Below are 20,986 nucleotides of genomic sequence, written 5' to 3' on the forward strand. Positions count from 1 at the left end.
GAACGATTCGCGCTCGTTACTACCGACGGTTGTTTAGGAGCGTTGCGCATGGATGCGACTCGTGGCCCGATTCTGTTTCGCTGCGACGGCACCTCGGCCCGCGGGTGGGAGCCGTTCTACCAGTGCCTGTCGCTCGCCGCGGCCCTCCAGCGCCGCCGCCGTGGCACCCACTTCCTCAGCTACCTCGATCCGCTCTCGCTCGCGACCGTCGTCAACCGTGGGAACAACGACTGGATCCCTGCCGAGCAACCGCTCGGTTCCGACGGCGACCTGGCGGCTACCATCGCCCAGGTGCGCAAGATGAACGCCGCGGCGGTGGTGGTGGCGGGCGACGGCTATGACGCCGACTACCTTCGTGAGCTGAAGAAGACCGGCGCGCTGGTGATGGCGTTCGACTCGTCCGCGGACATGCGGTTCCCGGCCGATCTGGTCGTGAACCCGCTCCTGCACCCCGGACGCAAGGCGTTCCGGATGGAGCCCGGATGTCAGCTCCTGGTGGGCCACCGCTACGCCCTCTGCCGCGGGGTGTTTCGCCGGCAGCGCACGATCCGTGCGACGGAGCCGCCGATGCCGTTCCGCGCACTCGTGGCGATGGGCGATGACGACGCGGCGGGCGAGGCACTGACCCGGGCACAGCAACTCCTTCAGATGCCGAAGGTTGCGAAGGTCACGGTGACGGCCCGCACTCACCACCCGCGCTACGACGAACTGCTGGCCCTCGCGGACGACAGCAACGGGAAGATGGAAGTCGTCACCGAGACGAAGGAGCTGATGACGCGCCTGGTGCGGGCTCACTTCGCGCTGACGAGCGGCGACGTCTGGTCGCCGGAACTGTGTGTGGTCGGCATCCCGCAACTCATCCTGAGCCAGACGAAGCAGCAGGCGGGTACGGCCAAGAAGCTCGACGAGGACGGCGTTGCCACCTACCTCGGCGCGGCGACGAACGTGACCTTCGAGCAGCTTCAAGAGGCTGTGGACCTGCTCCATGACGACCCGATGGAGCGGAAGGGGATGACGCGGTGCGCCCGCAACACGTTCGACGGCCGCGGGCCGGACCGGATCGTGAACGGCTTGGAGATCATGCTGCACAGCCCGTCCCGGAAGCGGGCCGCGTCGTTCGCCCCGACACACGGGCTGAAGATCGCTGCGTAAGCCGTTGGCTGTTGAAGTGCTGGTGAAGGCGGTCCCGGTTCGTTACGCTTCAGTGCGTGCGAACCGGGATCGCTTCGTTTCGGGGCCACACATCGAGGACTCGAAATGCGCCGGAACGCCCTCTCGCGGATCGAGTTCGTGGTCGCGCTGCTGATGGTCGCGGTACTCGCTGGGCTGGGGTTTTCGCTGATCCAGCGAGTACGCGAGTCGGCTGCGCGAACTTCTTGCCAGAGCAACCTCCGACAACTCGCGCTTGGGGTGCTCAACTACGATGGTGTCAACGCCCAACTTCCACCTCTCGTCGATGCAGATGCCGGACTGATGTCCGTGTTCGCACAACTCTGCCCATACCTTGAAGCATCGTCTCGAATGTACGCTTCTCCGCGCTCGAGTGCGGAGCGGTATCATGCCGCTTCGTCGGTCTCTTTTCCCTTCACTGGTCAGAGTGGGCAAAAGTCGTCTCAAGACGGTGGCGATGCGAATCAGATCTGGAGCTTCTTCCTCGATCCCGCCGACCCGACGCCGAAGGGACAGCGCGACGTTCCGGTGACGTTGCCCCACGGATCAATTGGCTACTACGCGACCGGGAACTATGCCGTGAACGGTCTGCTCGCGTGGGGTAAGAAGTCTAGCGCGAAGTCACTCGAAGAATGGCCGGCGCCTGCGGTCCTGTTCGCCGAGCGCCTGCAAACGTGCCGCACGGCCAACGGCGAAGTGATTCACAACTTGTGGGGTGTGGGCTTCTACAGTCCGAATCTGCCGGCGTTCGCTGCGCTCACTCCAACTGACCCGCCTGGGCTTCAATCGACGGGCCAAATTGCTCCGGCCACCGGCGGCCAGTTCCGTATTGGTCGCGCCGACGCTGTCCCGCAATCCGCCGATTTCTCGACACCGATTCAGCTCCTGCGTGACGGTCAGCCGTGCGACCCGCGCTTGCCCGCAACACCGCATCGTACCGGAATGCCGACCGCGATGAGTGACGGCAGCGTTCGTGTTTTCGCACCGAACACTGACGCCGAGACGTTTTGGGCCGCGTGTGCCGGACCGCCACCGGTGCGCTGAGCACCGAGACGAGGAATGCAAAACCGAGTACGAGATGCGAGACAGTTGGTACTCTCAATCACCACGAGGAGTCGATGCTGGATTTTGACAACCTCGATCCCAATCGGAACGAAGACCCGACAGAAGCCGACTGGTTCATTGCGGCCAAGAACCGCGCTGCCACTCTCGGCGTTGCCCTCATTGCAACAGCGGTTCTTTGCGGACTGAGCAACTTCAGCGGCCTGCTAGCGCTGAGCGCGATTCGGCAGAACGCGGCTCCGCAACGGCCCGAGCAAAACGTGAATGCGGATCAGCGGAAGCAGTTGGAACGCGGGCGAGGTGCCGGGCCGGTACTCGATTTCCTGTGCGTCGGTGCGATCAGCTTCGTCTACCTGCCCGTACTGATCGGGGGCATCGCGCTTCAGCGCGGCTCGGGCCGGGTCTTCGGGATCGCTGCCGCGAGTTGCTCGATGCTTCCGTGCAGTCCGGGCTTCCTTCTTGCACTGCCTGTTGGTGTCTGGGCCTTGATCGTTCTGAACAATGAAGACGTCAAAGCCGCTCTGGATTTCACACCGCCGGAGGAGGAACGCCCTCGCCGAAGACGCCGGTGACACACGAGAGAGCACACCGACCGGCACGGCATACGAGCATCCGTCAACGTCGCACGTGGTAGTCGGTCTGCTGTGGGGTATTGCTCAGCTCGATCGTTCCGCTGCGGCCGACACTGTGACCGGGGTTCTCGCAGGGCTCGGGTAAGGCTGCAGGTTCGACGACGTGCTCCTTCCGACCATTGTTTGCACTGCGCCGCTGTAACCGATCCGCTCCTCCGCTCCTCCGCACATCCACGTGGACCCGGGCATCTGGTATCCTCACACCACCAAGAGGTGAGGAGCCAGACATGTCCAAAGACGAAGTCGCCGACGCGCTCGACGAGATCGGAACCCTGCTCGAATTGAAGGGCGAGAACGCGTTCCGTACCAACGCCTACCACAACGCCGCCCGCGTCGTTCAGCAACTCCCCGGCGACCTCAAACAACTGGTTGCGGACGGCAAGCTCGGCGCGGTTCGCGGGATCGGTGAAGCGCTGTCGCTCAAGATCACCACGCTGGTAACCACCGGCAAGCTGCCGTACCTCGAAGACCTCCGCGCTTCGATTCCCGCCGGGATGGTTGAACTACTCCGGCTTCCGGGCCTCGGCCCGAAGAAGGTGAAGGCGCTCCACGACCTCCTGGGAATCGACAGCATCGAGAAGCTGAAGGCCGCTTGCGAGAGCGGCCAGGTGGCGAAGCAGAAGGGCTTCGGCGCGAAGACGCAGGACAAGATTCTCGAAGGCATCCGGTTCCGCGATCAGGTCGGGCACCGCGTCCGCATCGATTACGCGTTGCCGCTCGGCACCGCGCTCCTTGAGCAGATTCGTGGGTTCCCGGGCGTCATCCGCTCCGAACTGTGCGGCAGCCTCAGGCGCCGGAAGGAAACCGTTGCGGACCTCGACATCCTCGTGAGCAGCGCCGACGCACAGCCCATCATGGACCGGTTCGTAAAGCTGCCCGAAGTGCTTCAGGTGCTCGGACAGGGGCCGACGAAATCGAGCGTGCTCGCGGCGCTTCACGTTCACGGCACGAAGGTGACCATGCAGGCCGACCTGCGCGTGGTCGAAGACGACCAGTTTCCGTTTGCGCTCCACTACTTCACCGGGAGCAAGGAACACAACATTCGGATGCGCCAGCGGGCCATCGATCGCGGCCTGACGCTCAACGAGTACGCGCTGGCGAACGACTCGCGCTCGGTCCCCTGCAAAACTGAAGAGGACATCTTCGCGGCGCTGGGCCTCCCTTACATCGAACCCGAACTGCGCGAGGACACGGGCGAGATCGAAGCCGGCGAGGTCAAGAAGCTGCCGGCGCTCGTCGCCGATCGCGACATCCGTGGCGTGTTCCACAACCACACCACGTACAGTGACGGCGTGGCTTCGCTCGAGGACATGGCCCTCGCGTGTAAGAAGCTGGGCTGGGAGTATTTCGGAGTCGCGGACCACTCGCAGTCGCTCACGATTGCACGCGGGCTACCGCCGGGCGCGGTGCGAAAGCAGTGGGCCGAGATCGACCGGCTTAACGCACAGCTCAGCGGCGTGCGCATCATTAAAGGGAGCGAGGTCGACATCCTCGAAGACGGGTCGCTCGACTACAGCGACGAACTGCTCGCGGGGTTCGATTACGTGGTCGCCAGCGTTCACTCGCTGTTCAACATGCCCGAAGCTGACATGACCGCCCGCGTGTGCAAGGCCCTTTCGCACCCGGCGGTGACGATGCTGGGGCACGCGACCGGGCGCCTGCTCCTGAAACGCGAGGGGTACAAGATCAACCTGGACGAGGTCATCAAGACCGCGGCCACGTTCGGAAAGATGATCGAGATCAACGCGCAGCCGTCGCGCCTCGACCTCGACTGGAAGTACGTGAAGCAGGCCCGAGCGATGGGCGTCCCGATCGTCATCAACCCGGACGCTCACAGCCCGTGGGAATTGGGACTGTACACCTTCGGGGTTCAGGTCGCTCGGCGCGGATGGCTTACGAAAGACGATGTGTTCAACACTCGCGGGCTGGACGACGTGATGAAGGAGCTGGCCCGCCGGAAGGGCGTGAAGTGATCTCACTGGGAGTCGAAAGTGACACCGAAGCCCGAATCGCATCCGCTCTGGGCCGAGTTGCGCACGAACCCGGACGACACGCTGAAACTCGCGCTGGCCGACTACCTGGAGGAGAACGGTGACCCGAATACGGGGTACGCCTTGCGCTGGTGCGTCGCCCACGACCGCTGGCCGCGGGTGACCAAGTCGCTGATTATGTGGTACACCGACCCGTCGGAGAAGCACCCCGGTAAGAAGCGAGATGTAGCCCGGGCGCTCTTGCCGGTGGTGCTTTTCGCGGTGCTGGGACAGGTTCAGACGCGGGCAGATTTGAAATTCGTGGGCACCGGCTATGCGTACTCGACACTTGCAATTGCAATGGAAGTGTTGGGCGAAGTTCTCGCTGATTTGCGCCGAATGATCACGACCGAAAGGGCGAGAACGGATCGCTAGGCCGCTGGTCGGAGCAAGTCGTCCGGATCGATCCCGAGCTCGCGCAACTTCGCCGCGAGCGCGTCACGGGCCGCGCGGGCCTCTTCGGCGCGGCCGCGCTCTTCCGACAGCCAGCGGAGGGCGTTGAGCGCACGTTCCCGCTCGCTCTCGAAGGCGAGCGTGGTTTGACGCAACTCTTCCTGCATTTCGCCGACCCGCTGTTCGCGCGTGCGGAACTCGCGCCCGTCCGGTGTGAACAGCTTCAACTCGCCGTGGTCCTCTTCGAACCGCACGCCCAGGCGCGGGCTGGAATAACCGCCGAGCGGATACACCAACTCGAACCGGCCCTCGTTCCGGACCCAGCCGATACCCGAACCGCCGTGCGGATCGAGCAGGTAGTATTCTTCCACACCGTACCGGTCGTAGAAGCGCTGCTTCGCTGCCATGTCCGCGCGGGTGTCGTTCGGTGAGCGCAGCTCAAATACGACGTGCGGCGCGAGCCCGTCTTCTTCCCACTGCCGGTACGCATCGCGGAACACCGGCGCACGGTCGAACGCAATGAGCACGTCCGGCGCCCGGTGCGTGGCCAAATCGTCTTCGGTCGGGTACCAGAACAGTTCGCTGGCGACGAACACCCGTTGACCGGCGAACAGTTCGCGCAGCTCCCCGACGAGTTTCATGCGCCACTCGGCCCGGAGCATGGCGTCGGGTGTCGGCGTCCGGTCGGGTCTCATGAATCACCTCGCGGGTTGTGCGGACGGCGGACATTACCGAACTTCCCCGAACTAAGTCCAGAGCGATTGCGGGAGCCGTTGGAACAGTAAGTGCATTCCTCACGGGTGCGAACCGACCCCTCCAGCGGAGCCGGCAGATGAGCGATGCGCTGTACTGGTACGCTTCGATTTTCCTTTGGCTGTTTTTAACCGGCGTGGGACTGCCGCCGGCACCGGAAGAGGCCGGCATTCTATACGCAGCCAGCGTGAACGCGCTTCACTCGGAAGTGTGGTGGCCGTTCGCATGGGCCGCGTGCGGCTTGGGCATTCTCGCGGCGGATTGTGTGCTGTACGGCGTCGGCTGGAAATGGGGACCGCGACTCTTCGAGTACCGGTGGGTTCAAAAGGTGCTGAGTGGCGAGCGACGGCAGCGAATCGAGGGGCACTTCGCCCAGCACGGGATGAAGTTACTCATCCTCGCGCGCTTCTTGCCCCCGGTCCGCACGGGCGTGTTCCTGATTGCAGGGGCGACGCGGTACTCGTTCGTGAAGTTCTTGATCGCGGACTTGGTGTACGCCGTCGTCGGTGTTGGTGCGTTCTTCTTCTTCGGCGCGTGGTTACTCACGCTGATCCACCGCTATCAAAGCACCGCGCTGACGATCGGGGCCATTGCGGTGATGTGTTACGGGCTTTACATGTACTACCGGCTCCTGCGCCGGCGCGAACTGCGGAACGGTCCGCAAGCACCGGTGTCGATTCTTCAAGGGCCAGAGGGGTCGGTGCCGGCGGGCGAACCGGCCAAGAACACCGCCGCTGCCTCTGCGGCCCAGCACGAAGCGAATGTGGCTCTCGGTAAGAGCTGAGTCACTCACCGGGCGCGGTACTTGGGGTTTGCTTCCAGATACGCCTTCACGCGCTCGGTGCGGGTGATCGCGTCGGCGAAGAACTGCACCGCCTGAACAAGGCGCTCGTCGGGCTCGGCGCACGAAAACCGCAAGAACCCCTGGCCCGCCGCGCCGAAGCACTCTCCGCCGAGACACGCGACGCCGCGCTTGTCGTCCGCCCCTTCGAGCAGGTACATCGCCAACCCGTGCGAGGTGATCCCGAGCCGGTCGCAGATCGGCTTCACGTTCGGGAACACGTAGAACGTCCCCTCGGGCATCAGCACCGTCACGTCGGGCAGTTTGCGAAGCTCGTTGACCAGTAGCACCACCTTCGCGTGGAACTTGACCATCACATCATCGCGCTCGGCGGCGTCGTGTTCCAGCGCGGCCTTTCCGGCCATCTGCACTATCGGCGGCACACACGAGAGCGACGTGTTGATCATCTTGCTGACCACTTGGGCCGTGGCGGCCGAGGTGACCATGTACCCGCACCGCCACCCGCTCATGCTGTAGCTCTTCGAAAATGTGTACGCCCCCACGCACTGCTCCAGCATTCCGGGTTCCGCAAGGATGCTGTGGTGCTTACCCAGCACCGACGGACCCGCCGCGTTCCACACCATGTGGCAGTACGGCTCGTCGGAGAAGACTGCGATGTTGGTACCGCGAACAATGTTCGCGATGGCCTTCAGGTCGTCCGCGGTCGCCACGCCCCCGGTCGGGTTGTGTGGGAAGTTGAGGAAGAGGGCACGGGCGCGGGGCTCACTCTTGACGAACTTCTCAATCGCGCCGAGGTCCGGGCGAAACTGATTCTCTTGCTTGAGGGGAACGTAGACCGGCTTCGCACCACGACGGATAATGTTAGGCTCGAACGTCGGGAACGCCGGCTGGAACACAAGGACCGCGTCGCCGGGTTCGAGGAACGCTTCGCAGAAGTATGTCTCAAACACTTTCGCGCCCGGACCGACCACCACGTTATCCGCGGTCGCCGGCACCCCGAATTCCTTTTTCACGGTCGCCGCGATGGTCTCGCGAAACTCGGGCAGGCCCGCCGAAGGGCAGTAGCGCGTGAGACCCGCGTCGATAGCCGCGTGCGCGGCTTTCAGTGCGCTCGCGGTCGTCGGGAACGGCGAATCACCGATCTGCAGAGCAATCACGTCCTTCCCGCTGGTCATCAGCTTCCGGGCGACGGCAAGCACGTCGAACGCGGTCTCGGTGGTCAGCCCGCGAGCAAACGACGACAAGCTGGGAACGGTGCGGTCCATCTGGGGGTCTCGTGAATTATGGTCGGGAGAGGGTGTTGTCATCAAACGGATGCTGCTTCCCTCCGGCCAGCAAACTCGCGCAGTGCCGAATCCGTGAACTAGATTCCGGACGACGCCGATCCAGCCGACGCCGAAAATCAGGTGCGCAATGAACGACGCGGTGAGCGAGAAGGGCGGCGAGCGGGAAGACGAACTCGAAGTCGGTGAACCGATCGAGGACGAGGTGGCTTCGTCGCCAGTTAAGAAGAAGATCCGAGCCCGAGTCGTTCCGTTCGACGGCCGCTCACCACACCGCTCCAAGCCCGGCCGAGATCAACACGACACGCGCGCGGAGCAGACGGAACTGAGCAACTCGTCGGGCGGTCAAATGGTGCTGACTACCGCAAAATACATGCCCCAGCAGTCTGTTGAACCAGAGTCGCGTCGCGAACACCGAAGCAAGAAGGGGCAACCGTCGGAACCGGCAAGCAGTCTTGAAGGGAAGGTGCTCAACAGCGGGAAATGGGGCGGAATGCTTGCGATGACGATTGCAGCGATTTGGTTCATGGCCGGGATAGTGAACGACACCGTTTTCATCTACCCGCCGATCTTGTTTGTCATCGGCCTGGTGGCCTTCGTGAAAGACGCATCGGGCAGCGAGTAACGTCGTCATTCGCAGCGCACAAAAAACGCCCAGGACTCCTGTTCATGGCCAGAGTCCTGAGCTGCCAAGTCAGGTTACTGCTTCGCGCTAATCGCCTTCGCCAGCGGGTTGATGACCTGGGGCACCACGTAGGTACTCACCAGCTCGTCGAGAACGCGGCGCTGGTTGTGGTAACTTTCGGCAAACGTCTTAAACGGTTGCTTTCCCCAGAACTGCCGCACGGTGAAGTAAACAGTTACCGGCGACTCTGGGAAACTGTTGGTCCGCACTTGGTACGCGTTCGTCCGGGTCTCGATGCTGAGCCGGGCCTGCAACTGACACCCCTCGTCCAGCGCGAGCATCATGGTGGGCTGGTAGTGCAGCACCCGCGCCGCAGGCACCTGGACGAGCGACTCAAGCGGCGTACCGGTCGTTAGCGCCTCGGCGACGACCTCGTCGTGGTTCCCTTGGTACAGGAAGTCAAAGTAATAGAGAACGTCCACCGACTCGGTTTGCAGCGGCCCGAGGTCGAGGTGGCCGGCCGCCATTTCCAACACGCGCTCGTTGTGCGCGTCGGCATCTTCCAGAGCGGGCGGGTTTACGAACCCGGTACTCAGTCGTCGGTGGTCGAGCGAGGCCCACCGGTAACTGCCGGAGTCCCGTTCCTCTTCGAGCATGTATTCGGTATCACTGCGCTTCTCGAACTCCGTCATCTTGGGCGACACCTTTTGGAGCGCCTCGAAGAAGTGGAGCACCGTTTCGCGCGCGCTGGGCATTTCGAGCTTACCGTGAACGTAGGTCGAAACGCCGAAGTCGTCGCACAACGAGGCGTAGGAGTTCATCAGAAGGTCCTTTCTCTCGGACCGGCGCGCGGAGAGGCGTCCAGGCTTACGGTACAGGCGCGGCCGGCGTAACGGGTCTGGAGTATTGTTCGGCGCAGGCTGTCCGGATGCAAGGCCGGTAAGCGGCCCGGATTACAGACGCCGGACAACCAGCTCGCGGCTAAGAAGTCGAGATCAGACTAGAGAGGCAGAAAACGAGATGGGTTCGCAGGCGGTAGGAGTTCACCGCTGGGAGTGAGGCTCGAAGCATTCGAGGGCTTAGCACTCACTCCCATACGCTTGCGGTTCAATCTTCGAACTCGATTACGCAGCAACGCGGACCTTCGAAACCGGGGCCGGCACTTTCAGGGTCGTCTTCAACGTCCAGCGCCCGGCGTCGGGAGCACCGCTCCATTGTTGGAGCTGAATTGCGGTCACGTGTTCGCGCTCTTCTTCGTCGAGAACTTCCGTGAACGCCTCGGCGTACATCTGTCGAACCTGGGTGGACGATCGCCCGACGACGAGAAGAGCGTCGCCGCGGTCGTCGAACACCGCAACCGCGCGCCAGCCCTGAGCCTTGGATTCAGTAGTAACGAGCATGGTGTAACCCTCCCTGGCTGAGTGTGATGGGCGTCGCTGATCCGTCAGCGGCGTGAGGAATAGATTGCCGGATCGGGGGCCTCGCGTCAAGAAAAAACCAGGCAATCGGTAAAAATTACCTCAAGTCGCGTCTCGTAACTGACGGCGGGCACAATCGTTGTGAGGTCCAGAAAAGTAACTGCTTTTAGAGGGCGCTCGCGAGGGGCAATTCCCACTCGGGTGCGGTAACGCGCTGGCACATCGACCCTCACGCCATCGTCTGGAATAAGGCGAATAAAATTCTTGCGCGATCGATATGACGTGCGTGATAATGTATTCGTCGACGAGACACTTGAAGCGGAGTTGGGTATTTGCAACGGGTTCTTTACCCCACTCCGCGCATCTACCCGTCGCTTCTGTGCTTGGCCGTACATCTCGGGCTTTGAGGATCAAAAACCGCCTCGCGAAATGCAGACACGCCCGGGGCGTGGCTTTACCACGTAGCCCGAGCGCAACATTATTCAAGACGGCAAGGATACGAGCAAGCGAAAATGATGGAATCCTTGAGACTGAATTAGTCTCAAGGTTACTAACGCAACAGGCGGACACGCTGTGTCCGAACTACCACGGGCCTGCGGTTGTTCGCAGGCCGCTCGGTCTAGTAGCGATCACCGCGATCGCCGCCACCACCGTAACCCCCGCCGTAACCGCCACCACCCCCGCCGTAGCCGCCCCCACCACCACCGCCGCGACGGCCTCCGCCACCCCCGCCGTAGCCGCCACCCCCGCCGCCACCACGACCGCCACCACCGCCCTCGCGCGGCTTCGCGATGTTGACGGTCAGCGGGCGACCGTTCATGAGTTGATTATTGAGCGCGTCGATGGCAGCCTGGGCTTCTTGCTCGTTGGCCATTTCCACGAATCCGAACCCGCGACTGCGGCCCGTTTCGCGATCCATCACGATCTGTGCGCGGATCACCGCGCCGTACTGCTGGAACATTTCGGACAGTTCGCTGTCCGTCGTTGCCCAAGGCAAGTTACCGACGTAGATGTTCGTAGCCATGCGAAACCGAAGCCACCATGCGCCCGTGCTTACGCTGCGCCATGCGGCCCTGCTCAAACACGGAGCAGGCACAAACCGCGAGGTGCCAAGCACGCATTCTCCCGACGAAAGCCGGAATAATCGTCACACTATAATCCGCGCGGACGGCGCCGCAAGGATTTTTTTGAGAGAAGAAGGAAAAGGTGAAAGTGCCGGCTAACACGAGAGGGACTAGCGAAGAACCGCGGGCAGTTGTTGAAGCAGATTTCCCGGCGCATTGTTCGGGCTGAGAACCGTCACCCTATCAGAGTGAAGGCTGCGTGTGGCCAGTGGACCGCACGCCCAACCCAACAACACCCGGGAAACTCAGGACAGGCCGACTGAAATCTAAAGCCGAGCGATACTAATCAACGACCGCAAGTAGGTCGTCTTCGGTGCAGATGAGGTACTCTTTGCCGTCGATGGTGACTTCGCTACCCGCGTAGCTGGTGAAGAGGACGCGGTCGCCAACTTTGACCTGGAACGGCGCGCGGCTCCCGCCTTCAAGCGGCTTCCCCTCGCCGACCGCCAGCACCTTACCCTGCTTGGGCTTCTCTTTGGCGCTGTCCGGCAGGATGATCCCGCCAGCCGTCTTGTCGTCGGCTTCCAGGCGCTCGACCACGATCTTGTCGTTCAGGGGCACAATCTTCAGGGCCATCGTTCGGCTCTCCTCGTGGCAACAGACAGAAACAGTCAGGGGACGGTGCCCGGTGGGGGCGCGCTGGCCTTGTCCTCGGGCTTCTCTTTCGGTTCGGGCCGAGGGCCGTACACCTTTACCAGCGCTCGCTCCAGAGTGTGAAGCACCACGTTGCCGTTCACCGGCTTCGGGATCACGCTGTACACTTGCGCCGCGAACGCCTGACGAATCAGGTCGTTGGTCGCGTCCGCCGTCATCAGCACCGCGGGCAGCAACCGGTCCAGCGTCTGACGGATCACCGCGAACGCCTCCAGGCCGGTCAGCCGGGGCATGTGCATGTCGATCAGCACAAGGTGGACGAGGTCTACCTGCACCAACTCGACGGCCTGGCTGCCGTCCGCCGCGAGCATCGTGCGGAACCCGCGACGGTCGAGCATCTCGGCGAGTGCTTCGCGCGTCCCGCGGTCGTCGTCGGCGATCAGAATAGAAAACCGGGTTTCACACGGCGCGCACTCAGCCTTCGGCGGTTCGGTTTTCGTCGGTTCGCCCTCAGTGGGGCGGGGTACGGGCAGCATGGCTTGCACCTCCCTGCACGCGCACCAACCGGGGCTGACGGCAACGACGCATGGAAGGAATAGTGGGATCTAAAGCTGCAAACGAGGTGCCGAAGCATACAGGAGAGAGCAGCCTCAGCAGTAACCGCTGAAAGATACGTCAGATGCGCACGAGAAGTCAAGCCAGACGAGGGCAAATGAAGTCCGAGAAACTGCCAGGACTTCCGCTCCTGCTGACACGATGACAGGGCGCGACAGGCGACGCAAAGTGAAGGTATCGAATCCGCGCGAGCGCGGTCGTTCACCCATTGCACGGGCCGGGGGCACCAGTTACTATGTCCGCGGTTTAATTAATGCCCGAGCGAACCTGACAAGCCTGATCACCGTCACAGTACTTTGCCGCTCCACCGCGTCATAATCGACTGTGGCGACAGTCACGAACGCTCCTCAGCGAGTGAATTGATGTCCACTTCGCCCGACGTTGCCCCGTTCGCAACAATCCTGGCCGACTTGGCCAGCGACCTCCGCCGTGGGACATGTTGCTTGGTGGTGGGTGACAAGGGGTGGACATTACCGCTGTACGTCGGACTCAAACAGCGCTTACAGGCCGTCAACACTCGGATCGGATATCTCGACGGACGAGTCAAAGACAAAGAGGCGGCGGGAGCAGAAAGTGGAGTGATGCTGGCGGCCGTCGCTCAAATGCGCTGGGCGGCTCGCGCTCCTGAAGCAGAAAACGTCGTGTTCGCTCTTCCGCACCTCGACATTATGACGGCTGTCGAGGGAGGGTGGACGTCAATCTCGCGCGAAGTCATCCCCTTGCTCTACGAGAACATCAATTCCGTTTGGCTCGGGTTCCAGGACCCGTCCGTGACTCTACCCGCACTCGTCGAGAAAGTGTTTACACGGCGGTATTTCATTGAGGTGCCGTTTCGCACACTCGAAACGGCGGGCACCGTCACGACCAAAGAACCCGATCCCGCAGCACCCGCAGACGCCGCCTTCCAGTCAATTCACCATCCAGAAGGCCCGACCATTCGATCAGAACCCGACGCCCATCGTGACCCCAATGCCGTCACTTATTCGTGGGAGCCTCGGACCGGTGCGTTGCGCGACGATACGCCCGTGAACCCCACCGAGCCCCCTGATTCCTCTACTTCTTCAACCGCTCAGGACTGAAATCGGCGTCTGTCAGGTTCGCCGGCGACTTGATTTTCTCGAACAGGTAGTACTCGTTTTCCTTCCCGCTTGCATCAGCCGCCACAATGAGGACGGGCAACCCGCGAGACGGCGAATTCTCCTGGAGGTCGAAGAAGTACGTTCGCGTGCCGCCGTTGCCTAAGATTGGATCGTCGCCCGATTGCACGTTATGAGCGATCGCCGTTAACGGGTGTGCGTACTCGTTGCGTTTGACTGGCCCGTGGAATGTGAGGGCGTCTGCGGGCAATTTTCCGTCGTCAATTTTCGCAACCGTGTCACCCAACCGCGCGAGGTGGCGCCCGAACCCGGCATCGCGAATACTGTACCGCGACTTATCCTTAACCATGGGGCTGTCGGGCGAGACCGGTGGGGCGAGCCGACCCGCCTTTAACAGTGGGTGGTCATCTTTCCCAACCTTGACGTAAATCTTGTCCTCGTGTTTGCTCGGGTTGTACACGATCTCACGACCTTTGCCTTTTTCGCTGAGCACGCGAGTGAAAACCGCCATCGGCTCACGCCGGTACTGAAACAGCACCACCTCGTTGATCAGCGCGCCTTGCGGGCTCACTTCCCGCTTGGTCAGCATACCCTCAAACGTGTCCACCGCTTTCCACGCGGCGTTTGCTGTGGCGAGAACGGCTTTCACTTCCGAGAGCCCCTTCGCGGACGAGGGCGCTTTTTTAGAATCAGGTGATTTCGGTGCGTTGGCGTGTTTGGGCGCGAACGGCGATGGCATCGTTCCCGGCTTCGGTTCCGGACGCTTACGCAGCGGCGGGAAGCCGTTTGGGTCGTCAAGTTCGCTCGGCGGATCGGTTTTGGCCGCCGATTCTGACAGCGTGCCACGCGGCGGCACAACAGGGCTGTCATCGGCACCGGAGGTCGTAACCGGGGCCGGCGCCCCGAGTACAAGATCAGACTGGTTCGCGAGTGGTTTAGACGAGAACGGTCGTTGCCGGTCGCTCTCGCGTGCGAACGGCCCTTGCGCACGAGAGTGATATTTCGTGCAACCCGCCAACAGGGCCACAAGCGTACAGAACGCGAACGTGCGAATCATGGGTGCATCCTGCGGGCCAAGCAACCTTCACCCGGCACCATACCGCGGTCGAGTGTCACGAGACAAGGTGAGGGCGAGCGACACCCGTGACAGCGGATCGGAACGAGCCCGAAGAGAGTGAAACACCGGAGAATTTGGCCGCAAACGCCACAGTTTGATTTCGTTTGCGAGCTTGACCCGTCAGAGCTGCTTCGCTGATTTTCCCCACTTGTGGTATTTTACCCCGGACCCGTCGGGCGCCAGCCTTCCCGCTGCTTACTTCTTGTACACAGCCTTCGGATCGAAGATCCGCTCCGCAACCACCTTCAACTCTGTACCGTCGAGTTGGCGGAAAAAGCAGCTTTTGTAGCCCTCATGACAGGCCGCGCCGCCGAGCTGGGTCACTTTAAGCAGCACGGTGTCGGCGTCACAATCGACGAAGATCCCCTTCACCTCTTGGACGTGCCCGCTCTCCTCACCCTTGCGCCACAATTTGTTACGGCTGCGGCTGAAATAGACCGCCCGACCTGTGCGGACGGTCTCCTCGAAGGCTTCGCGGTTCATCCACGCGAGCATCAGCACTTCGCCCGTGTCTGCGTCCTGGGCCACAGCGGGCACCAGACCGCCGGCCTTATCAAAGTCCAGTGTGGTATTCATGAAGCTGTTGTATCAGATCCGCCGCCTCCGTTTTGCGCCGGAGTGATCCACAGCGGATGGCCAAAACGAATGCGGCGTCTTCGTACCAGTGCGCCGTTTCAACTTGGGTTCTCGTAGCCGCTTGCACTCAATCTTCTCGGCCGTTCGAGCCGCGTGCGTTTTCTTCGAACGCCAACGACACCACTGGGTTGGCGAGTGCCACAAGGCCCCAAACACCGAACACGACCGGAACAAACGCGAACACGCACGCGAAGGGGAACAAAACCACCGACGAGATGCCACCGATCGATGCGATCATGGCCCAGCCGTAGCCGGACAGCGCGCGCATCTTGCGCCCGCCAACGACCATCACCACCGCGTAAGGGATCGCACTCAGCCCAGAAATGAGTGCGAGGACGATTCCCGTTATTTCGTCGTCATTGTTAGCGTTCGGATTGTTTTTGGCGCCGGCACTCACCAGCAGCCAGAACATTGCCCCGCCCATCAGTACCAGCGCGCCGATCCACCCGCACAGTTCTAGCCAGAGACCCGGGAAGTACACCACCTCCCTCGCTTCCTGCCGGTCATCCCGGCGCCGCCGGCGCCGCCGTGGGCGGTCCTCATCGCGGTCATTCCGGTCGTCGTACCGGCGCCGCTCGTCCACCTCAAATGCGGCCGGGGAGGCCTCACCGGGCACGAACTCGGTCGCGCAATGTGGGCACCGCACGGTCCAATCGCGATAGCTCGGGTCTACCTCTAACGCGCGGTTGCACGACGGACAGCTTACGGTGGGCATGTGTTGAAGCTGTAAGGTCAGTAAGAGATGAGGCTGAACACCTCGTACCCCGTGAGCGGGGCGCGACCGTTCAGAAACGACAACTCGATCAAGAACGCACAGCCGGCCACAACCCCGCCGGCCTGCTCCACGAGTTTGCACGCCGCGGCCATCGTGCCACCGGTCGCGAGCACATCGTCCACGATCAGCACGCGCGCGCCGGGGGAGATGGCATCCGTGTGGACGTGCAACTCGGCCGAACCGTACTCGAGGTCGTATCTGAAACTGTGGGTGGCTCCGGGCAGTTTACCGGGCTTGCGAAGCGGCACGAGCGGTTTCTTCAGCGCCAGCGCCATCGGCGCCGCGAACAGGAACCCGCGGGCCTCGGCCGCAGCCAGCACGTCGATCCGGTCGGCGGGGTAGTGCCCGGCCAGCCGCTCGATCGCGAGCGCGAACGCCGCGGGGGTGCCGAGCAGCGGCATGATATCCTTGAACAAGATGCCGGGCTTCGGGAAGTCCGGGACGTCGCGGATGTAGGCGGTCAGGTCCATCGCGGACTCCGGTGCGTTCCACGGTCCGGGCTTCGTGCGGGCACCCGGAGCGGGCGGGGGAACTCCGTCTTGTCTTAGTGTACCGCACCGAAACGGGAAGAACCGCTTGCCGGCACAGGGGCAGAGACATGAGCGTAACGATCCGCCGTGCGACGGCTCACGACGAAGCGGTGCTGGTCGCCTTTAACACACTGATCGCATGGGAAACGGAGCACAAGCGGCTCGACTCGGCGGTGCTTGCGTCCGGGGTGCGGGCGGTGCTCGCGGACCCGGCGCGCGGGTTCTACACGGTCGCCGAACTGAACGGCGAGGTCGTCGGCCAGATGATGATCACGTTCGAGTGGAGCGACTGGCGCAACGGCTGGTTCTGGTGGATTCAGAGCGTCTACGTGAGCGAACCGGCGCGGCGCGGCGGCGTGTTTCGAGCGCTGTACCGCGCGATCGAGCGGCAAGCCGCGGCCGACCCAACGGTGATCGGACTGCGGCTGTATTTCGAGCGCGACAACACACGCGCACAGGCCACGTACCGCGCCATCGGAATGGCCGACACTGCTTACGGGCTGATGGAAGTCTACCCGCTACCGGGGCGCGACTCGCACGTGAGCTGAGACATGGTGCCGCTGTTCCCGGAGAGCTGGTTCGCGGCCGGCGTGGCATGCGCCGAAAGCGCGGAATACTTCGCCCGGTGCGCGGGACACGCGCCCGAGCGGCCGGTGCGGTTTTGGCGCTGGGCCGCCTTTCGCGACTGGTCTGAGGAACGCGAGGAACTGACCGCCGAGCAGTGTCAAGCAGTGTACGCGCTCGGTGAAGCGGACCCCGACACAAACTTGGGTACGGCGATGATGTGCCACGCGCTGCTCCGCCGACGGTGCCCGCCCGACTTACGCGCCCGGGCGCGGGGGAGTGATCGGGCCGCCGTCCGGCGCACGGCGGCACTCCGCTGAGCTCACCAGGCGAGCCGGTAGCGCCCGAGTTGCCCTCGCAGCTTGTCGATGTCCCACACGCGCACGGCTCGCTCCTGGGTAATCTGGACGAGCAATCGGTTGTCCACGGGGTGAAATTGAAGCCCGCTCACCGGGCCGGCCAAATCGGGGACCGCGAACAGCAGCTCGAACCGCTCGCCTGTCCGCTTCCACAACTTCACCGTGCGGTCGCGCCCGCTGGTCGCGAGCAACTCGTTGCTGTGGTTCAAACACACCGCCGTCACCTCATCCGCGTGGGCCGACAGGGCCGGCAGTTCCTGGCGATCCGACGGACGAATCATCCGCACCTTACCGCTCTGTGTTCCCCCGACGATCAGCCCGTCGTCCGGGGCAACCGCCAGCGCGCGAACCGGATCACCCGGGTTCGGCACGCCGAACAGCCACGAACCCTTTTCCGGGTCGAGCACGTGAACCGTTCCGCTGCGCCCGCCCGCCGCCACCACCCGGCGGCCAACAGCAAGCGCGTCCAAACTCGCCAGACCACTCGTGTGACGCTCGACCCAGTTGCTCCAAGTGGTACGCGTCTGCCCCTTTGCATCGAACGAATGAACGCTACTGCCCCCGACGATCGCCCACATCGGGGCCGAGGTGTCGCCACTGTTGGGGGCGAACCGCGGGCACCACGTAATGTCGGTGGTGAACCCCGGTACGGGGACGGCTGCGGAAGGCTTCCAGCGGATTATTCCAGGTGTTTGCGTGGTCACCGCCACCCATCCTGCCGGCGCAAGTGCCACCCCGGCGCGGCCGTTGCCACCGCGCGAGGCGAACCAGAACGCTTTGCTCGGGGCGCCTGCCGCTCCGAGCAGCAGTTCGCGGCGTGCGCCGACCGGTTCCGTCAGGGCGACGATTTGCCCTCCCGTGCCGAACGTCGCCGCCGCAACCGGGGACGAATTGACGCACGCGAACTGCTGCGCCGCCCCGGTCTGGAACGCCCACCGCGCGATGTGTTCGTTGCCCGTAGCAAGCAGCGTGCTACCGTCGGCCGACCACGTGACTGCGATCGGCCCTGCACCTTTCACCAGCACGGTCCCGATCAAACGGCCCGACGCCAGCTCCCACACCCGCAGCGTGCGATCCGTGTCGCCCGAACAGGTCGCGACGAATGCGCCCGACGGGTGCACCGCGATCGTGCGGACGTAGTCCTGGTGGATGCCCCGGCGCAGCTCAGGGGTGACGAACCGGTCGAGCGCCGTCAAATCGGCTGACGTGTGCATGTCCAGATTGTGACGGGTGCCCACAAGCAGCACGCCGGAGTTAGCGGCTGCGAGCCGCCAAACCTCGTCGTTCGGGGCCGTGTGGACCAATTTGTGGTCCGCGCTCCAGCGGCGCAACTCGTTCCCGTCGCCGGTGATCAGCCCTCCCCCGCTCATCACCGCGAACGAGTTGATCGGAGTGTTTCCGGACGGCTCCAGCTTGGTGATCAACTTACCGGTGACCGCATCCCACGCGAACACCGGCTTCTCGGGCCGGCACAGCCCGTACACAATTTTGCCGTCCGGCGACACCTCGAGTTGCTCAACCGTGCGCGCGGACGCCTTCCACCGCAGCGGTTCGCTCCCGGGGCGATCGAGATCGAACCGGATGACCTCGGAGTTGCGAGTGCCCACAAACAATTTTGTTCCGTCCGGGCTGAACACCAGCGCGCGGATGCTATCGGGTACGGGAGTGTTGTTGGAATCGACCGCCGCTCCGGCCGTGAACGACAGCTCACGAACCAAGGTGCCGGTCGCCGGAGTAATGAGCCGGACGTGCGCTTTGAGGGGCGCCCGGGTGAGGTACTCGCCGACCGCGACCAATCCGCTTTTGGGATCCGTGGCGACAGCCGATGCGTCGAAGCCCTTCTGCACGGCGTCGAGTGGTTTAAGATCAGGAGCGAGCAGCGCGACCGCCGCGACGGTGCGCAGCTCGCCGAGCACTTGCGTGTCGCCGCCGGCAAGAGCGACACCCTTCAGTAACTCCGCGCGGTTCTGACGCGCCCAGGACAGCGGCCGGTTGGCGGCCCGGACCGTTTGCAGCGCGACCAGCTCGCGCACCGCGGCGATGTCTCGCGCGCGTTGCATCTCGCGGCCCTCGGCCTCCTTGTTTTGCTGGGCGATTCGGGCAAGGTCCTCGCGTGCGGTTGCCTCGTCCTCACGCGCCTTGGAGGTTTCCGCGAGCGCCCGGGCTTCGGCCTCGCGCGCCCGGGCTTCGGCCTCGCGCGCCGCGCTCGTGTTAATTCGTTCGATGGCCCACGCCGCAGCCGATGGCACCACGAACAGCATTGCGGCGAGCGCCGCTGCGGCCGGGCGGCGCCGCGCCCACCGGTACGCGCGTGCGGGGATACCAATGGGGCGCACGCTTACCGGAAGCCCCGCGACAAAGCGGCGCAGGTCGGCCGCGAGCGCCGCCGCCGTCGGGTAGCGGTGCTGCGGTTCCTTTTCCAGGCACTTGAGGCAGATCAACTCGAGGTCGCGGGGGACCGTGGGAGCCAAGTCACGAAGCGCCGGCACGGGCGTGCTGACCACCTGCTGAACGACCGCGAACGCGTCATCGCCGCGGAACAACAGGCGCCCGGTCAGGCACTCGAACAGCACCGCTCCGAGGGAGTAGATGTCGGCAGCCGGACCGACGTACGCACCCCCGCCGGCCTGCTCCGGGGCCATGTACGCGGGCGTTCCCCGGAGGTCCTGGGTCCGCGTCAGGTCGAACGCGAGGCGCTTTGCCAGCCCGAAATCAGTCACCTTGGGGCAAAAGTCAGAAAGTGGTGGCGCCGCCGTACCTGACGCGCCCGCTCCGGTGGCGCCCTTCGAACTGGTCACTTGCGCCAGCAGAATGTTGGCCGGTTTGATGTCGCGGTGAACGATGTCCGCGTCGTGCGCCGCTTTGAGCCCGTCAGCGAGAGCAGCAATCAGTAGCGCAGCCTCGGCCGGGGCGATCGTCTTCCGCTCGTTAAGATGTTGTGCCAAGCTGCCGCCCGCGATGTACTCCATCGTGAAGTACGGGAGCGGGGAACCGGGCGGGCACAGCTCATGAACCTGGATCACGTTCGGGTGCTGCACCGCGGCGACCGCCTCGGCCTCGGCCCGGAACCGCGCGACCTGCCCCGGGGACGGGATGTCGGCCGTGCGGATCATTTTGAGCGCAACAGTGCGGTTCAACTTCGTGTCGCGCGCCTTGTACACCACGCCCATCCCGCCGTGCCCGAGTTCGCGCTCGATTTCGTACCCGGGGATGTGCGGAAAGCCGTTTGCGGGCAGAGCCGGGACCGCACGCACCGCGCCATGAAGGGCGCGGAACAGTGACTCGGCCTCGGGCTCCGTCTTGCCGCCGTGCGGCGTTGACTCGGCACCGTGCGAAGGAAGTGGTCCGTCCGACACTTGTGGCTGGTTTTGAGGGGCTTCGGCCGGCACGGTGCGCTCCGTTATACG

General features: G+C 63.6%; 22 protein-coding genes. 10 read left to right on the plus strand and 12 right to left on the minus strand.

Going from position 1 to position 20,986, the window contains the following annotated elements:
• The first annotated feature begins 48 nt into the window (after positions 1-48).
• From GobsT_RS00315 to GobsT_RS00335, 5 genes are all read left to right on the plus strand, one after another.
• Complete coding sequence (locus tag GobsT_RS00315; RefSeq protein WP_010037729.1) at positions 49-1,152, plus strand: PseG/SpsG family protein; 1,104 nt, start codon at positions 49-51, stop codon at positions 1,150-1,152.
• A 105-nt stretch (positions 1,153-1,257) separates the two neighbouring features.
• On the plus strand, positions 1,258-2,214 hold the full coding sequence (locus GobsT_RS00320) for a DUF1559 family PulG-like putative transporter (RefSeq protein ID WP_029600786.1): 957 nt from the start codon (positions 1,258-1,260) through the stop codon (positions 2,212-2,214).
• 74 nt (positions 2,215-2,288) lie between these two features.
• Entirely contained in the window at positions 2,289-2,804 is a 516-nt protein-coding gene (locus tag GobsT_RS00325; RefSeq protein WP_010037728.1) for a hypothetical protein, read from the plus strand.
• A gap of 287 nt (positions 2,805-3,091) precedes the next feature.
• Entirely contained in the window at positions 3,092-4,837 is a 1,746-nt protein-coding gene (gene polX, locus GobsT_RS00330; protein WP_010037727.1) for a DNA polymerase/3'-5' exonuclease PolX, read from the plus strand.
• An 18-nt stretch (positions 4,838-4,855) separates the two neighbouring features.
• Entirely contained in the window at positions 4,856-5,269 is a 414-nt protein-coding gene (locus GobsT_RS00335; protein ID WP_010037726.1) for a hypothetical protein, read from the plus strand.
• Here the strand turns inward: GobsT_RS00335 and GobsT_RS00340 are convergent.
• Positions 5,266-5,982, minus strand: coding sequence for a Uma2 family endonuclease (locus GobsT_RS00340; protein WP_081471556.1), 717 nt, complete (start codon positions 5,980-5,982; stop codon positions 5,266-5,268). The two genes, GobsT_RS00335 and GobsT_RS00340, sit on opposite strands and share 4 nt — an antisense overlap.
• Before the next feature lie 137 nt (positions 5,983-6,119).
• Here GobsT_RS00340 and GobsT_RS00345 point away from each other — a divergent pair, with 137 nt between their 5' ends.
• Positions 6,120-6,824 (plus strand): DedA family protein, encoded by a 705-nt coding sequence (locus GobsT_RS00345; protein WP_010037721.1) that lies wholly within the window; start codon positions 6,120-6,122, stop codon positions 6,822-6,824.
• A 5-nt stretch (positions 6,825-6,829) separates the two neighbouring features.
• Here the strand turns inward: GobsT_RS00345 and GobsT_RS00350 are convergent, their stop codons facing one another.
• The gene (locus GobsT_RS00350) at positions 6,830-8,107 is read right to left on the minus strand and encodes a pyridoxal phosphate-dependent aminotransferase (protein ID WP_010037718.1); all 1,278 of its coding nucleotides are present in this window, start codon (positions 8,105-8,107) and stop codon (positions 6,830-6,832) included.
• Between the two features lie 148 nt (positions 8,108-8,255).
• On the opposite strand from GobsT_RS00350, the gene GobsT_RS00355 reads away from it, so the two are divergent.
• Positions 8,256-8,750 (plus strand): hypothetical protein, encoded by a 495-nt coding sequence (locus GobsT_RS00355; protein WP_010037716.1) that lies wholly within the window; start codon positions 8,256-8,258, stop codon positions 8,748-8,750.
• Positions 8,751-8,824: 74 nt separating this feature from the next.
• Here GobsT_RS00355 and GobsT_RS00360 read toward each other — a convergent pair whose 3' ends face one another.
• The 5 genes from GobsT_RS00360 to GobsT_RS00380 form a co-directional block, all read right to left on the minus strand.
• Positions 8,825-9,571, minus strand: a complete 747-nt coding sequence (locus GobsT_RS00360) for a hypothetical protein (RefSeq protein WP_010037714.1) — start codon at positions 9,569-9,571, stop codon at positions 8,825-8,827.
• Positions 9,572-9,874: 303 nt separating this feature from the next.
• Complete coding sequence (locus GobsT_RS00365; RefSeq protein WP_010037713.1) at positions 9,875-10,150, minus strand: hypothetical protein; 276 nt, start codon at positions 10,148-10,150, stop codon at positions 9,875-9,877.
• Between the two features lie 637 nt (positions 10,151-10,787).
• Positions 10,788-11,192 (minus strand): RNA recognition motif domain-containing protein, encoded by a 405-nt coding sequence (locus GobsT_RS40335; protein WP_029600785.1) that lies wholly within the window; start codon positions 11,190-11,192, stop codon positions 10,788-10,790.
• Between the two features lie 382 nt (positions 11,193-11,574).
• Positions 11,575-11,868: a co-chaperone GroES gene (gene groES, locus GobsT_RS00375; RefSeq protein ID WP_010037711.1), complete on the minus strand. Its 294-nt coding sequence runs from the start codon at positions 11,866-11,868 to the stop codon at positions 11,575-11,577.
• A 35-nt stretch (positions 11,869-11,903) separates the two neighbouring features.
• A complete protein-coding gene (locus GobsT_RS00380; protein WP_010037705.1) occupies positions 11,904-12,422 on the minus strand; it encodes a response regulator in 519 nt (172 codons plus the stop codon).
• A 441-nt stretch (positions 12,423-12,863) separates the two neighbouring features.
• Between GobsT_RS00380 and GobsT_RS00385 the strand changes: the two genes are divergently transcribed.
• Positions 12,864-13,580, plus strand: coding sequence for a hypothetical protein (locus tag GobsT_RS00385; RefSeq protein WP_148087554.1), 717 nt, complete (start codon positions 12,864-12,866; stop codon positions 13,578-13,580).
• Here GobsT_RS00385 and GobsT_RS00390 read toward each other — a convergent pair.
• The 4 genes from GobsT_RS00390 to GobsT_RS00405 all read right to left on the minus strand — a co-directional run bounded on the left by GobsT_RS00390 (position 13,555) and on the right by GobsT_RS00405 (position 16,596).
• A complete protein-coding gene (locus GobsT_RS00390) occupies positions 13,555-14,655 on the minus strand; it encodes a DUF1571 domain-containing protein (RefSeq protein WP_081471555.1) in 1,101 nt (366 codons plus the stop codon). The two genes, GobsT_RS00385 and GobsT_RS00390, sit on opposite strands and share 26 nt — an antisense overlap.
• Before the next feature lie 255 nt (positions 14,656-14,910).
• Positions 14,911-15,291: a phosphoribosyl-AMP cyclohydrolase gene (hisI, locus tag GobsT_RS00395; protein WP_010037700.1), complete on the minus strand. Its 381-nt coding sequence runs from the start codon at positions 15,289-15,291 to the stop codon at positions 14,911-14,913.
• A gap of 127 nt (positions 15,292-15,418) precedes the next feature.
• Positions 15,419-15,835, minus strand: a complete 417-nt coding sequence (locus tag GobsT_RS00400; protein WP_148087555.1) for a hypothetical protein — start codon at positions 15,833-15,835, stop codon at positions 15,419-15,421.
• 248 nt (positions 15,836-16,083) lie between these two features.
• Positions 16,084-16,596, minus strand: coding sequence for an adenine phosphoribosyltransferase (locus GobsT_RS00405; protein WP_010037697.1), 513 nt, complete (start codon positions 16,594-16,596; stop codon positions 16,084-16,086).
• Positions 16,597-16,724: 128 nt separating this feature from the next.
• On the opposite strand from GobsT_RS00405, the gene GobsT_RS00410 reads away from it, so the two are divergent.
• Together GobsT_RS00410 and GobsT_RS00415 are read left to right on the plus strand one after the other, a co-directional pair.
• Positions 16,725-17,204 (plus strand): GNAT family N-acetyltransferase, encoded by a 480-nt coding sequence (locus tag GobsT_RS00410; protein WP_010037695.1) that lies wholly within the window; start codon positions 16,725-16,727, stop codon positions 17,202-17,204.
• A gap of 3 nt (positions 17,205-17,207) precedes the next feature.
• Positions 17,208-17,540, plus strand: coding sequence for a hypothetical protein (locus GobsT_RS00415; RefSeq protein ID WP_010037692.1), 333 nt, complete (start codon positions 17,208-17,210; stop codon positions 17,538-17,540).
• A gap of 2 nt (positions 17,541-17,542) precedes the next feature.
• On the opposite strand, the gene GobsT_RS00420 is transcribed toward GobsT_RS00415, so the two are convergent.
• Positions 17,543-20,968 (minus strand): protein kinase domain-containing protein, encoded by a 3,426-nt coding sequence (locus GobsT_RS00420; protein WP_010037691.1) that lies wholly within the window; start codon positions 20,966-20,968, stop codon positions 17,543-17,545.
• Positions 20,969-20,986 lie beyond the last annotated feature (18 nt).

The organism is Gemmata obscuriglobus (assembly GCF_008065095.1).
GTDB lineage: Bacteria > Planctomycetota > Planctomycetia > Gemmatales > Gemmataceae > Gemmata > Gemmata obscuriglobus.